The 12974-nt window shown below is 52.1% G+C and carries 12 protein-coding genes and 1 tRNA gene; 8 read left to right on the plus strand and 5 right to left on the minus strand.

Annotated features, from left to right (window positions below; genetic code table 11):
- Nucleotides 1-6: 6 nt before the first annotated feature.
- A complete protein-coding gene (locus AC6T8Q_RS06105) occupies nt 7-1260 on the plus strand; it encodes a glycosyltransferase family 2 protein (RefSeq protein WP_500678222.1) in 1254 nt (417 codons plus the stop codon).
- A gap of 39 nt (nt 1261-1299) precedes the next feature.
- Here the strand turns inward: AC6T8Q_RS06105 and AC6T8Q_RS06110 are convergent, their stop codons facing one another.
- Nucleotides 1300-2691, minus strand: a complete 1392-nt coding sequence (locus AC6T8Q_RS06110) for an SDR family oxidoreductase (RefSeq protein WP_500678223.1) — start codon at nt 2689-2691, stop codon at nt 1300-1302.
- Between the two features lie 252 nt (nt 2692-2943).
- On the opposite strand from AC6T8Q_RS06110, the gene AC6T8Q_RS06115 reads away from it, so the two are divergent.
- A complete protein-coding gene (locus AC6T8Q_RS06115; RefSeq protein ID WP_500678224.1) occupies nt 2944-4146 on the plus strand; it encodes a glycosyltransferase in 1203 nt (400 codons plus the stop codon).
- A gap of 35 nt (nt 4147-4181) precedes the next feature.
- Entirely contained in the window at nt 4182-5282 is a 1101-nt protein-coding gene (glf, locus tag AC6T8Q_RS06120; protein WP_500678225.1) for a UDP-galactopyranose mutase, read from the plus strand.
- Here the strand turns inward: glf and AC6T8Q_RS06125 are convergent.
- The 4 genes from AC6T8Q_RS06125 to AC6T8Q_RS06140 are packed head-to-tail and all read right to left on the minus strand — an operon-like array spanning nt 5279 to nt 8274.
- Nucleotides 5279-6484, minus strand: a complete 1206-nt coding sequence (locus AC6T8Q_RS06125; RefSeq protein ID WP_500678226.1) for an NADH-quinone oxidoreductase subunit D — start codon at nt 6482-6484, stop codon at nt 5279-5281. The genes glf and AC6T8Q_RS06125 overlap by 4 nt on opposite strands.
- Before the next feature lie 3 nt (nt 6485-6487).
- Nucleotides 6488-7018: an NADH-quinone oxidoreductase subunit C gene (locus AC6T8Q_RS06130; protein ID WP_496919410.1), complete on the minus strand. Its 531-nt coding sequence runs from the start codon at nt 7016-7018 to the stop codon at nt 6488-6490.
- 35 nt (nt 7019-7053) lie between these two features.
- Nucleotides 7054-7683: an NADH-quinone oxidoreductase subunit A gene (locus AC6T8Q_RS06135; protein ID WP_500678227.1), complete on the minus strand. Its 630-nt coding sequence runs from the start codon at nt 7681-7683 to the stop codon at nt 7054-7056.
- Between the two features lie 42 nt (nt 7684-7725).
- A complete protein-coding gene (locus AC6T8Q_RS06140; protein WP_496919408.1) occupies nt 7726-8274 on the minus strand; it encodes a NuoI/complex I 23 kDa subunit family protein in 549 nt (182 codons plus the stop codon).
- 777 nt (nt 8275-9051) lie between these two features.
- Between AC6T8Q_RS06140 and csrA the strand changes: the two genes are divergently transcribed.
- The 5 genes from csrA to AC6T8Q_RS06165 all read left to right on the plus strand — a co-directional run bounded on the left by csrA (nt 9052) and on the right by AC6T8Q_RS06165 (nt 12968).
- Nucleotides 9052-9264: a carbon storage regulator CsrA gene (gene csrA / locus AC6T8Q_RS06145; protein WP_496919407.1), complete on the plus strand. Its 213-nt coding sequence runs from the start codon at nt 9052-9054 to the stop codon at nt 9262-9264.
- A 220-nt stretch (nt 9265-9484) separates the two neighbouring features.
- Nucleotides 9485-9556, plus strand: a tRNA-Glu gene (locus AC6T8Q_RS06150).
- A gap of 128 nt (nt 9557-9684) precedes the next feature.
- Entirely contained in the window at nt 9685-11106 is a 1422-nt protein-coding gene (locus tag AC6T8Q_RS06155) for a matrixin family metalloprotease (protein WP_500678228.1), read from the plus strand.
- Nucleotides 11107-11343: 237 nt separating this feature from the next.
- Nucleotides 11344-11994, plus strand: coding sequence for a PEP-CTERM sorting domain-containing protein (locus AC6T8Q_RS06160; protein WP_500678229.1), 651 nt, complete (start codon nt 11344-11346; stop codon nt 11992-11994).
- A gap of 134 nt (nt 11995-12128) precedes the next feature.
- Nucleotides 12129-12968 carry a PEP-CTERM sorting domain-containing protein gene (locus AC6T8Q_RS06165; RefSeq protein WP_500678230.1) on the plus strand — a complete coding sequence of 280 codons (840 nt, stop codon included), beginning with the start codon at nt 12129-12131 and terminating at the stop codon, nt 12966-12968.
- Nucleotides 12969-12974: the final 6 nt, after the last annotated feature.

The raw sequence follows: 12974 nt of genomic DNA on the forward strand, positions 1-12974 counted from the left end.
ACCAAATTGATCGTCGTTGCCGGTGTTGCCGCAGCCTGCTTGATGGGCCTGGTCGTGATGCAATCGGTTTTAGTAGGTGCCTTTGTGAGGGCCTTACGACGGTTTGAAATTCCGCTGCTTGCCGATGAACAGGCCGTTCCAGCGGTGGTTGTGCTCTGTTTGAGGGGAACCGACCCCTTTCTCAAAGACTGTTTGATGGGATTGTTCAATCAGGACTATCCCACCTATCGAGTGCGCTTGATCGTCGATTCGGCGGATGATCCGGTCCAGCTGGTTCTCTCTCAGATTCTGGACGATGTGAGAGGAGTGCCATTCGAAATCGAAAATCTGCAAGATGTGAGTCCAACTTGCAGTTTAAAGTGCATGGCTTTGCGCCAAGTGTTGGCGGCACTCGATCAAGAATGCCAAATCATCGCGCAGCTCGATGCAGACACGATTCCACATCGAACCTGGCTCCGAGAGTTGGCAACGGCACTCCTGCCCGATGATGTACTCGTGGCGACCGGCAACCGTTGGTACATGCCCCAGAAAATCTCCGTTGGCTCGGTCGTGAGATACGCATGGAATGCGGCGGCAGTTGTGCAAATGTACTGCTACAAAATTCCTTGGGGGGGCACCGTAGCCTACAAATCGCGGCTGGTGAGTGATACCGACTTTTTAGCCAAACTCGGCAATGCATTTTGTGAAGACACGATGCTTCATTCCCAGGCAGCCATGTTAGGGATGCGCGTCGCGTTCGTGCCGAGCTTGATGATGATCAACCGTGAGAATGTTTCGCTGGGGGGCTTCTATCGGTGGGTTACGAGGCAATTACTGAACGCACGGCTTTACCACCCCGCTTGGCCCGCGGTGGTTTTCCACGGGGTTGTCTCGACGCTTGCTCCCCTGTTTGTGGCCATGATGCTTGCTGTGGGATTGATCACGGGCAACGAATGGGTAGCTGTGATTTCGGCGACCGCTTTTTTGATTTGGGCCGTGTCTATGGCGCTGGCGATCCTGCCCATGGAATTATCGGTACGGGCAATCGTCGCGCGACGCGGCGATGACGCCGTGTGGATTCGTGGGCTGTCGATATTGAAGTTCGCGGCTCTAATGCTTGTTACACAATTTGTTTATCCGATTGCACTTCTTTCCGCATCCTTCGCAAAATCGACGGATTGGCGTGGAATCGATTATGAGGTCGCAGGCCCTTGGCAGATTCGCATGAAGAGTTATCAGCCCTACGATCGAACTGGTGTGACGCTGGACGAGTCGCTCTGAGTGTAATTGTAGGTTTGCGTAAAAAGAAAAGTGTCGTCGCTAAGTCAGCGAGACGAGAAATTCGCGTGGTTTTGTAGGTTGTTTTGACCGAGCGATTGCCGCGAAGATTTGTGTTGGCAATCGAAACACTTCTTCACATGTTTCACAAATCCCTGGTTCGGCAGCAATCAGCACATCGCCGCTAAGCGTTAAAGTCCATTGTCCACCGCCGGGGCCAGTGAGGTCGAGACCAAGCATTTGGCACTGATCAATATCCTGTCTGGATTCAACCACCGCGGTCATCAAAAAATTTGCGACGTCGAACCACGGCTGTGGAGTGAGCGGGCGCCGTTTGCCCCAGCGATCTTGCTCGCCAAAACGCAGAAACTGGTGAAGCATTGATTCGTCGATAACGGGGCAGGGAAGGTGCGCCGCGTATTTCTTTAAGTTTGCTGTTTCGAAAATCGGGTCGCTGTATTCGTAGTCGCGATAGAGGGTTGAGTTGTCGTAGGCATGGCGTTTCAGGTCATTGTCATTACTCGGAGTAACTTCAGCAGGCCCAATGAACTCGACACCTGTTGAATTGTAGTAGCTGCAGCCGGCGGCGATCATGTCGCGTGGGGTCATGCGGACATCAGGAGCTAAGTGATAGGTTTGGCCATGAGCAGCGGGAGTACAAACCAAATGAGCGATCACCGCTGCGGTCCAGTCGACGGGGATGACGTTGCGTTGCTCGTCTCCCGTGAGGTGGAGTTGAACTTCCGTGTGTCTTATGCCATTCGCATCAGGCTCGACACTTTGTGCCAGGATCGACATGATTTTGAGATACATGAACAACCCGTGATAAGTGTTCGTGTATCCGGTGCGTGAATCTCCTGCGATCACAGCGGGGCGATAAACTGTGAGATTGGTTATGAAAGGATCGCTACGAACCAACTGCTCCGCTTGCAATTTGCTTCTTTCGTAATCGTTCCGAAATGACTGTCCGCAGTCGAGTTCGGACTCGAGTATCACGCCTTTGCGCATTCCACAAACGTACGCTGTTGAAACGTAATGCAGCTCACATATGTCGGTTGCGTGACAAAGTTCAAGCACCTGGCGAGTGCCATTAAGATTCGTAGTCCACGGTTCGTCATTACCTTCTGCAAAAAATGTAAGCGAGGCGGCACTATGTATGACGGCCGTGCAATGCTCAGTAACCCAGGTGACAGCCGTGGGATCGAGACCTAGCAAAGGTTCAGTGACATCGCCCTCTAGGTAAATGGGACGACTCAGCATCATGCCGAGTTCCTGCTCCCATTGTTGCAGAATCGTTTCGATTCGCTGCTGAACCGTTTGTTTGGTGGTGGCTCGAACTACGACAGCAAGTTTCTTATTGGCCAATAAGAGATCTCGGAGCAGATAACGACCCAATAAGCCAGTTGATCCTGTCAGAAGTAAGTATCCAGGCACGTGCCAACCTTTCCCTATCGAACTGCCAAACAACAGAACCAGCTCTCAGTTGGCCAAGTCCTCGACCACCTTGGACTGAGCCATTGAGGACTGCGATTAAATGAAAAGGCACCATATTAAGCAGGGAAAGTCGATCTCGCAACAGGATGGATAGGTCGATACAATCCGACGCCCTTATGCATTCGCATCCCGTTAAATAACAAATCTTAATACAAGCGTATTTTTACTATGCTTTTAACAGTATCCAAATTCGTGGCCGGATGGCTAATTCTCTCGGCCGTGACTCAGTATGTCGTGAGCTGGTTATTCGTTCGTGTGTTTCAGCGACAACAACCAGCCCAGCCGTCGCTAAGAATCTGGCCGAAGGCGGGGATCTTGTTATCATTACGCGGCGGGGATGAAGAGCTACCCACGGCGCTGCAAAGCTTGTTAGATCAAGATTACCCCGACTATGAACTCCATATCGTCGTGGATAGCGAACTCGATTCGGCTTGGCCGATCGTTCAAGGAGTCGTGGCTAAGAATCGTTCCGAGAATGTGTTTGTAAATACACTTCGCGAGCGGCCAACAACTTGCAGTCCGCATTGCGCTTCGCTGGCCCAGGCCGCGAAAAGCGCGCAGTCGTGCGAAGTGTTGGCCTTGGTGGACGGCGACGTTGTGGCACCGCGAAATTGGTTGCGGACGTTAGTGGCTGGGCTCGACGAACCCAGCGTTGGCATGGTGCACGGCAATCGTTGGTATCGGTTCGACCAAACGGGTTGGGGGTCAGCAGCACGATACTGTTGGAATTCCGCGGCCGTCGTGGTTATGTATCTGTTTCATATCCCCTGGGGCGGAAGCTCCGCGATGCGCCGCCAAGACATGATCGATGCAGGGGTGATCGACGCCTGGCAGACCACGCTCAATCAAGACAATCCCGCCAAGGTCAAGATGAAACAGTTCGGGAAGCGAACGGTGTTCTTGCCCGAGTTGATGATACTCAACCGCGATGCCATCTCGTTGCCGATATGCACCGAGTTTTTAACCCGCCAATTGATGTGGGCCCGCCTTTACTCGCCGGCACGACACTGGGTTTATTTGCTCATTCACGGCTGGTCGGTGCTGGCGATCGAAGCCGCGGCCGTGGGACTCTTAATCTATGGTTTGGCGACTCGTGATATGTCCCTCGTGCTAACGAATACATTGGGATTGGCGGCGTTACTGCTCGCGATTCCTTTAGCATTGGCACGCAATGAAAAAACGATTCGTAATGCTTTGGCCGAACGGGGCGAGCATATTCCCACACCGACGCTGGGGGCAATCCTCGGCTTTATTCCCAAGACGATTTTCACGCAGGTTGTCTACGCGATTGCGCTTTACAAGGCGACCGTGCGCAAGCGGCTGAAATGGCGAAACGTCGAGTATGAAATTCTCGGTCCATGGGAAACTCGCGTGGCGGGTGATAAGGCGGCCTGAAAAAAGTTTGCTTTCAATTTTTGGAGCATAGATCAATGCCTGCTGATTATGTCATCGTTGGGGCTGGCCTGTTTGGCGTCACGTTTGCGCGGAATGTTGCCGAGCAAGGCCGCACGGTGGTGCTCGTCGATAAACGGTCGCACATTGGTGGGAACTGCTATACCGAGGATCGTGGCGGCATTCATGTTCATATGTATGGCCCCCACATTTTTCATACGGATGACCCTGATATCTGGGAGTTTGTGCAACGGTTCGCCAAGTTCAACCATTATCGGCACCGGGGCTGCGTGCATTACAAGGGCCGCATTTTTTCTTTTCCGATCAACTTGCACACACTGCATCAATTGTGGGGCGTGACGACTCCGGCGGAAGCAGAACACAAGCTTGCCGAAGTGCGAATCCCTTGTGCCAATCCGCGTAATCTTGAGCAATGGATTCTTTCGCAGGTCGGCCGCGAGCTTTACGAAATTTTTATTCACGGATACACGAGCAAACAGTGGAATTGCGATCCCAAGGAACTGCCGAGTTCGATCATTCGCAGGATTCCAATTCGTCTGACCTATGACGACCGCTATTTCAACGACCGTTTTCAGGGAATTCCCATCGGCGGCTACACGGCATTGATCATGAACATGCTCGATCATCCGAATATTCGATTCGAAACCGATGTGGATTACTTTGAGAATCAGCGCGAAGTGAAATCGCTTGGCCAGACTTTGGTTTACACGGGCAAAGTCGATGAGTTTTTTGATTATCGGTACGGGCGGCTGGAGTACCGCTCGTTACGATTCGAGCAAGAAGAGCATGCTGGCGATTATCAAGGAGTTTCGATCGCCAATTACACCGACCCGGAGGTTCCTCACACTCGAATTACGGAACACAAACATTTCGAGTTTGGGAATCAGTCGCATACGGTGATCACTCGGGAATTCCCCGAGCAATACGACGAAACAAAGACTCCTTACTATCCGATCCGTGACGAAGCGAACAGCAAAGTCTACGACCGTTACCGTATGCTCGCACAGACAAGCAACGTGATTTTTGGCGGACGACTAGGCACCTATCAATACTTTGATATGCACCAAGTGATCGCGCAGGCTTTGGTCGCTTCAAACAAAGCACGACTTGCCGCTTAGCGGTCGATCTCGCCCATCACGATGTCGAGCGAACCGACAATCGCCGGCACGTCGGCAATCAGGCAGCCTGCACACAACGGTCCCGTGACCGACAGATTGCAGAACGAACTACTGCGTGCCCGAACTCGCCAGGGGATGGGGTTGCCATCGCTGACGATGTAAAAGCCCATCTGTCCGCGGGGGGCTTCGGTTTCGAGATACGCTTCGCCGACCGGCAGCTTTTGATTGAGTTTCATCGGCTCGCCATAACTGCCCGAGGCCGTGCTGTAGCGTTCGATAGCTTGACGCACCAGATCGATCGACTGCATGACTTCGAGCATGCGCACGTAGAACCTATGCCAACAGTCACCGAGGACGGCTTCCATAGGAACTGCGGGATAGTTGTGATCCTTCGGATAGTGACCGTTTCGCTCAACGATCACTTCAAAGGCATAGCCTTCGTACATGGCCGTGTAGATTTCTTCGCCGTCGCGGCGGAGGTCGTGGTCGACGCCGCTGCCACGAAGTACGGGCCCACTTGTCCCGTAATCAATCGCCATCTGCGGCGTGAGAATGCCGATGCCTGCGGTGCGTTTGATAAAAATCGAGTTGGTGGTGAGTAACGTGTGATATTCAGCGATCAGAGGGACGAACTGATCAAGAAAGGCCGAGCATTTTTGCAGCCAGCCCGGCGGTAGATCAGCCGTCGCGCCACACACCGTAAGGTAGCTATACGTCAGCCGTGCACCGCAAACTTCTTCAAACAGATCAAGAATTTTTTCGCGTTCGCGGAAGGCATACAGAAACGGGCTGAACGTGCCGAGGTCGAGTCCGTAAGCCCCCATACCAACCAAGTGGCTGGCGATGCGACCCATTTCGGAAATGAGAACCCGCAGATGACGGCCTTTCTCGGGTGGCTCATATTTCATGAGCTTTTCCACCGTCAGCGCCCAGCCGAGATTCATGTTCATCGCCGCGAGGTAATCCATGCGGTCGGTGTAGGGAATCCATTGCCGTGGCGTGAGATTCTCGCCAATCTTTTCCGCGCAGCGATGCAGGTAGCCGATGTGAGGCGTCACTTCGGAAACGATTTCGCCGTCGGTACGCAGCACCAACCTCAACACGCCGTGCGTGCTGGGATGCTGCGGGCCCATGTTTACCAACATCTCGTCGGTACGGACGTCAAATTCAAGGACCCGAGGGTCGTCGACAATTGCGCTCATAAGTTATCTTCCGCGAATGCCATGATATTCCAGCGGCATTTCATAATCTTTGCGTAGGGGGTGGCCGATCCAGTCTTCGGGGCAAAGGATGCGTCGCAAAAAAGGATGGCCAATGAAGTTCACGCCCGAGAGGTCATAAACTTCGCGTTCGTGCCAGTCAGCGGTGCTCCAGACACCGGAAACGGTGGGGACTTCCGGGAGGGTGCCAACTTGATCATTTTTCCAGCGGGGCAGGATCACCTTGAGCACCAAACTGTGTTTGTGCTGCATGCTGAAGAGGTGATACACGACCTCGGTGTGCGGTTGCCAAATGCTTTTGGCGGCCTTCTTTTCATCGGTGTGCAAATAGTCGACGCCGGTGATGCTGTTGAGATAGTCAAACGCCAGCGTCGGCTCGTCGCGCAAGTATTCGCAAACAGCGACGATGCCGTCGGGAGTGACTTCGATCCACGGATCGACGTTCTCAAAATTCGCACCTGAAATCTTGTCGCCAAACTTTTGCTTCAGCTGGTCGACGAATGCTTGTCCGCTCATGAAAGAAAGTTGTCGCTAAAGTGTGAGTTGAAAGTTTATGACGAGAGAACGGAGACACCCCTACGACTGCTTTCGGGACTAATGCGTGGCGGGGTACGCTGCACGATTTCGTCCTTGTGGCTGGTCGTGGCGTGAACCCAATCAAGATCTCCGCGTCGCCAGACGTAGGCGAAGCCAACCATCAAGACTGCGAAGAAAACAAGGATGTCGGCAAACGAGGTCCACGCCAGGGCACTCGCGGTTTCGCGAACTCCTTCGGCCCCGCGGTCGCCCATGAGAGGCAGAGCTCCGAGTTCTTCAAACCGCATCGCCGCAATTGTTGACAATTGCTCGGCCGAACCCGTCTCGCCAGCTTCAACAGCCAAGATGGGCACATCGGGTGAAGTCAACTGCGTGGCCTTGCCAAACACCGTCGCCCAAGGAAAGAAGAACGCGATTTCGACGTCGAAAATGATGAACAACAAGGCGACCACATAAAAACGGAGGTCGAACTGAACGAAACTGGAACCGATCACCGGCTCGCCACATTCGTAAACTTCAAGCTTTTCTTCGTTGGGCAGGTTAGGTCGCAGGAAGCGGCCTACGAGCAAATTGACGAACAAAAACAGCCCAGCAACGCCGGCAAATAATGCCAGGTAAGCGACTATTGCGGTGGGAGTTGCCATAAATGTTTATCGAATAGGAGGTGTTGTAAAAACGGTGAAATGTTACTGATTCGGACCGCCGTGAACTGGTTCGGTGACGACTTTCGCTTGAGCCACGGCCGTGGGGTTCAAGGTTGATTTACCCCAAGCCACATCGAGCGGCAAACGCGAGAAGTCAACAATACAGCCATCGCGACTGTAACAACTCAGGTCGTGATTGGCACCCATGAAGATGCAATCGACGGGGCAGGGCTCAACGCATAAGGCACACAATAGACATTTGCTGTAATCAATCGTGTAGCCAGTGATCTTGAAACCTTTGCTGCCTTCGACACGTTCCTTACCGATGTAGATGCAATCGACGGGGCAGGCTTTTGCACATTGGTCGCAGGCAATGCAAGTCGTGAGATCAAAACGATGAAACCCGCGATAACGGGCCGCCACGGGCACAGGGAGTTCGGGGTACTCGAAGTGCTCGGTAAAAGTCTTGCGATCGGGCCGATAGGTTTTGAACCAGGTTCGCAAAGTCACCCACATACCGTGCGCGACCGTAAACACCGCCTCGAAAACATTTCCCAACCAGGGCCAGACTCGTTTGAGTCCTTGGATCATGATGTTCCTGAGATCCTCTCGCGATGCATGCACCTTGTCCGTCAAGCGGCTTCCGACCGACTTCGGACCAAGGATTGAAGGTAGCTTAACAGCAGAAACCCTGGATTATAGAGTGACTTAGCGATGTCGCAACCGCCCTTTGAGCATGAAGCGAAATTGGTATCGAGGGTCGGTGCAGCACAAAGATTATGGGCTCCAAAAAACTGAATTCCTCTTCAACCGATCCCATCGGTTTGATCGTAAAGATGAACCTGCTCAGTCATGTGATTTCGCTTCGGCTAGGGAAACTGGCGGGTGCGGAGCCAAAAGAGTGGCTTGGAAGTGGCTGTCATGCGTCCAATTGGCAGATCAGATGACGAAAAAATTCGACAATTTCCGTTCTGGTGGCCAGCATGATCAGCTGTCTTGCATGTTAGATCGCTAACAGACTTTACAACAGAAGTTCTAGTGAAGGGAGTTTCCCTAAGTGTTTGTCTGAAAATGATTTACGACTTGCCTTGTGTTATGCATGACCTCCTTGAGACGTAGAGAAACTTAGTGATTATGAAGAAGCCTTAATCACGTTCCATGCCGGTTTGCACAAAACCACCAATTAAGTCAGATTTACACTGTGGTCTTTTCCTTGACTACCGTTAATCACCACGTAGAGTGGATTAAGGGACTTTTTGTCAAGTCCCGAAAGTTTGCCCTTATGCGCTTGCTCCGGCAAGAAGGGATAAGGTCTGCAAACTCAGTTGGGGGCGAGATGAGAGCCTCCTTTTACGAAGGAATCGATCCATGTTGGTCCTGTCCCGAAAAAAGAACGAAAGCATTGTCATCAACGACGACATCACAATTGTCGTTGTTGAAATTCGCGGCGACAAGGTGCGATTGGGCGTGGAAGCTCCCAAGGAAGTACCCGTTCATCGTAATGAAGTTTACGAAGCCATCCGTCGCAATCAGACAGGTTCCAGCGAACAACCGACCGAACAAGATAGTGCCGCCGAATAATTGTGGCGAGCTTATCGTCGAGCGTTGTTCTTCCGTTTTTATGTGATTGATTTGTGATTCGCTTGCAGCAGTCAAAATTTTTCCTGCAAAAAACTTCGTGAACTCTGTAGCTGTGGCCGGTCTTCCACTTGACGATTCGGCCTGCGTCCCGTACCTCTATATGTTCTCCGTGAGGGACTCGTTCACTCGCAGTGGACTGATCGTCTCTCTGGCCTTCAATGGCCCCTTCGTCTAGTGGTTAGGACACCGGCCTTTCACGCCGGCAACACGGGTTCGAGCCCCGTAGGGGTCACTTTTTTCTCTCGCCCGTCTGGCGACTTGCGCGACATTTTTTACAAACTTCGCGGTTCACCGAAAGTGCGTTTTTTGCATGTCATGTGTACACTGAATCGAGGCGCGTCTCGCTTGGGAACTCGGTTGATGAAGCAGCTTAGTTTGATCATTCTTTTTTGCGCGATATGCTGCTGCGCGCCGGCCCATGTTCTGGCCTTCTATTCCAATGGCCGGTGGTCAACGACCGCTCTTAATGGGTGGACCGGTGCCTATGGCACGGGGGTCGATGTGACTTGGAGCCTAGTGCCCGACGGGACATTCATTCCAGGCGAAGGTGGCAGCAATCTGATCGCCTTTATGGATGGATTGTTCGGTAACGGCGGAGGAGGGACGAACTATCAGAATCGACCCTGGTTCCATTTCATCGAGGATTCGTTTGATCGTTGGTCGGAATTGGGTGGGCTTACTTTTCATTACGAAGATGACGACGACGGCTCAAATTTGCGAAATCTCTATGGGCTTCAAAACGTGCGAGGCGACGTGCGAATTGGCGGGGCCAACATCGATGGAGTTTCGGGGACACTCGCTTCGACAAGCTTTTTGCTCGACGCCGATTTGACCATTGATACCGCAGAGTCGGCCTATTACAGCAACTCGATTAATGACTACCAAAACATGCGTAATACTCTGATGCATGAAATCGGCCATGCACTGGGTTTGGGGCACATTGATTCAACAACATCTATTTTTCTAATGGAGCCAGTTACAAGTGCGGCGGCTATCGTCGGGCCCCAGTTGGATGAAATCCGAGGTTTGCACTATTTGTATGGCGACGTCAATGAGAAGGGGGCAGGCAATAATACCGCGGCCTCTGCTGTACCACTCAGTGTTTCGCCCGGCGTGGAGTTAGTTCGTGGAAAAGATCCCACTGTCGGCAATATTGTTACACAGATGGTAGAGACCGATTTTTTAAGCATCTCGAACCAGAATGATTTTGATTATTTTTCGTTCGAAATTACGGACCCAGCATTATTAGATTTGAGCGTTGTTCCCGTGGGGCAAAGCTACAACGAACGAATAACTGGCAGCGGGTCAGCCTACTCAACAACCTTTCCTTCGGCAGTAAGTGACTTAGGATTACAACTTTATTCGCTCGTGAGTGGTAGCCCCGTACTACTCACGAACCAAAACGTGAATCCCACGGGACAGAATGAATCGATTACTGATTTCCTTCTTGAAACGCCCGGGGAGTATGCTTTTCGTATTTCAGCGAGCCCATCGGGGGTTCAGCTCTATCAATTTTCCTTGCTGCTTGAAACAGTGATAGTTGACCCTCCCAACCATCCCGGTGATTTCGATGGGGATGGCGACGTCGATGGGCGGGATTTTTTAGTTTGGCAGCAAGGAGAATCGTTCAACCCATTTAGCCCTTCGGATTTGGCAGATTGGCAAACGAATTTTGGCTGGGTTCAGGGGCTTACTGCCAGTTACACAGTACCCGAGCCGACGGCTTGGGTTCTGTTGATGGGCCCGCTGCTGTGGGGAATCTGTGCCCGTGGGGTTTCATAACCAATTTTCAGCTCTTCCGTTGCGGTAAATACGTAGGAAATGGCGATTTGTTAAGATTGCTCAAGGAACATCATTTTCATGTGCGAAATTGTTGAAATTGGTGAATGTGCTTTTTATACTCAAGAGTCGCCGTCTGGGCTGATTGCCCGAACGGTCCTACCTTGCCCCGACGCATCTGGCGGCTGCGTTTCCGGCTAAACATGTAAAGACTTCTTAGAACAACTCGGAGAAACGCTCATGAAGGAAAATCAGTCCGGTTCCAAGCTGCCAGCCACAAAGCGTCGGCTTGCTTACTCTCTTGCCGCAGGTGCCGCCGCGGGTGCCGCTGCCGTTGGTGCTCCCGAAGCCCAAGCCGAAATCGTTTATTCGGGTCCTTATCCGATCAATATCGGTCAATTTGGTGCACTCAATCTTGATCTCGATGAATACGGCGCTTCCCCAGACATTAAGTTGAAAAACTATGTCTTTGGTGGCAACTACATGGGTGCCACTGTCATCAATGCCCCTGGTCAGCTTGTGCTCTCGAATAGCACCTTCCCTTACTATGTCACGGCTTTGAGTGCGGGAGATTTGATCGATTCAACGACTGTGGGGCCGACGTTTTATGGATCCTTGGCTTATGGAGCCAATCCGAATTCTGAGTTCAACAATGTCTCAGATGCTTACATTGGTTTGAGTTTTCCCAGTGGAGCAAACTTGTTTTATGGTTGGGTTCGGGTTGCTATAGACCGTGCTGCCGGTACGTTTCAGGTCAAGGATTGGGCCTACAACAATGTTTCCGGCGCGGGCATTGCGGCAGGCCAGATTCCCGAGCCGGCCACCTTGGGCCTCTTGGCTGCCGGTTCCGTCGGCCTGTTGGCCATGCGTCGCCGCAAGCAAGCCGCCTAGAAGAGAATTTCTCAAACCGGATTAAATTCTTAATCACCGTGCCGCGAAGAGCTCAAACTTCGCGGCACGGATTTTCCCTTGATTAATACCCGTGCGCTGCTGCGCACATTCTCGGAATTGGAGTCAAGCTAGAGATGAGCGCGCGGAAACAAACAAATAACGAAACCAGTGGATTGAGTAAAAAGCGAGTGGCCTATGCTTTGGCAGCTGGTGCCGCTGTCGCTAGCGTTGAGGCGATGGATGCCAATGCTGAAGTCGTTTACTCCGGCAGCCAGGAGATCTCCATCGAATTGGGATCTAGCCAGTCGATTCAATTTGATACTGATCCTTACAGCGATGTTAAGCTCAAGAACTATTACTTTGGAGGTGGACCCTATCAGGGTCTTACTGTGAATTTTGCCCCTGGTAAGGTTGCAGGGTTTCAAATTGGCAGCGGCATCTCTGCGGTGGACTATGTCTCGGCACTGACAATTGGGACGTTGGTAGATTCTGTTTCAGCAGGACCCGATTTCAAGGGCTCGCTGGCTTACGGTAGTTTGAATCCCAATGCTCAATTTAATAACATTACAAATGGCTACATCGGTCTTTCATTTCCTATTGGTGGCAACACGGCAGATAAGTTGCATTTCGCTTGGATGCGGGTGAGTATCGATAATACGCTGGGCTCCTTTATCATTCACGACTGGGCTTGGGAAGGTGATGCCGGTGTGGGCATCGTGGTTGGTGATACGGGGCCGACGGCAGTTCCGGGTGATTTGAACGGCGATGGGGAAGTGACTGGTCGGGACTTTCTAGCTTGGCAGCGTGGTGAAACTGATCCGGCCTTCAGTGTCGATTCGCTGATCGAATGGCAAGACAACTACAATGGTGGTGCCCTTGTTGCCTTGAATGCGGTACCTGAACCAATGACGCTCGGCATGTTGGCCGCTGGTGCTTCTGGTTTGGTTCTGATGCGACGACTTCGTCAACGGTAGCCTTAC

Origin of the sequence: Bythopirellula sp., assembly GCF_041737835.1 — a bacterium.
GTDB lineage: Bacteria > Planctomycetota > Planctomycetia > Pirellulales > Lacipirellulaceae > Bythopirellula.

Bases quoted from the DNA above. Each gene is read 5' to 3' on its own strand.
- glf (WP_500678225.1), top strand. From the start codon at position 4,182: ATGCCTGCTGATTATGTCATCGTTGGGGCTGGCCTGTTTGGCGTCACG.
- AC6T8Q_RS06125 (WP_500678226.1), bottom strand. From the start codon at position 6,484: ATGAGCGCAATTGTCGACGACCCTCGGGTCCTTGAATTTGACGTCCGT.
- AC6T8Q_RS06130 (WP_496919410.1), bottom strand. From the start codon at position 7,018: ATGAGCGGACAAGCATTCGTCGACCAGCTGAAGCAAAAGTTTGGCGAC.
- AC6T8Q_RS06135 (WP_500678227.1), bottom strand. From the start codon at position 7,683: ATGGCAACTCCCACCGCAATAGTCGCTTACCTGGCATTATTTGCCGGC.
- AC6T8Q_RS06140 (WP_496919408.1), bottom strand. From the start codon at position 8,274: ATGATCCAAGGACTCAAACGAGTCTGGCCCTGGTTGGGAAATGTTTTC.
- csrA (WP_496919407.1), top strand. From the start codon at position 9,052: ATGTTGGTCCTGTCCCGAAAAAAGAACGAAAGCATTGTCATCAACGAC.
- AC6T8Q_RS06155 (WP_500678228.1), top strand. From the start codon at position 9,685: ATGAAGCAGCTTAGTTTGATCATTCTTTTTTGCGCGATATGCTGCTGC.
- AC6T8Q_RS06160 (WP_500678229.1), top strand. From the start codon at position 11,344: ATGAAGGAAAATCAGTCCGGTTCCAAGCTGCCAGCCACAAAGCGTCGG.
- AC6T8Q_RS06165 (WP_500678230.1), top strand. From the start codon at position 12,129: ATGAGCGCGCGGAAACAAACAAATAACGAAACCAGTGGATTGAGTAAA.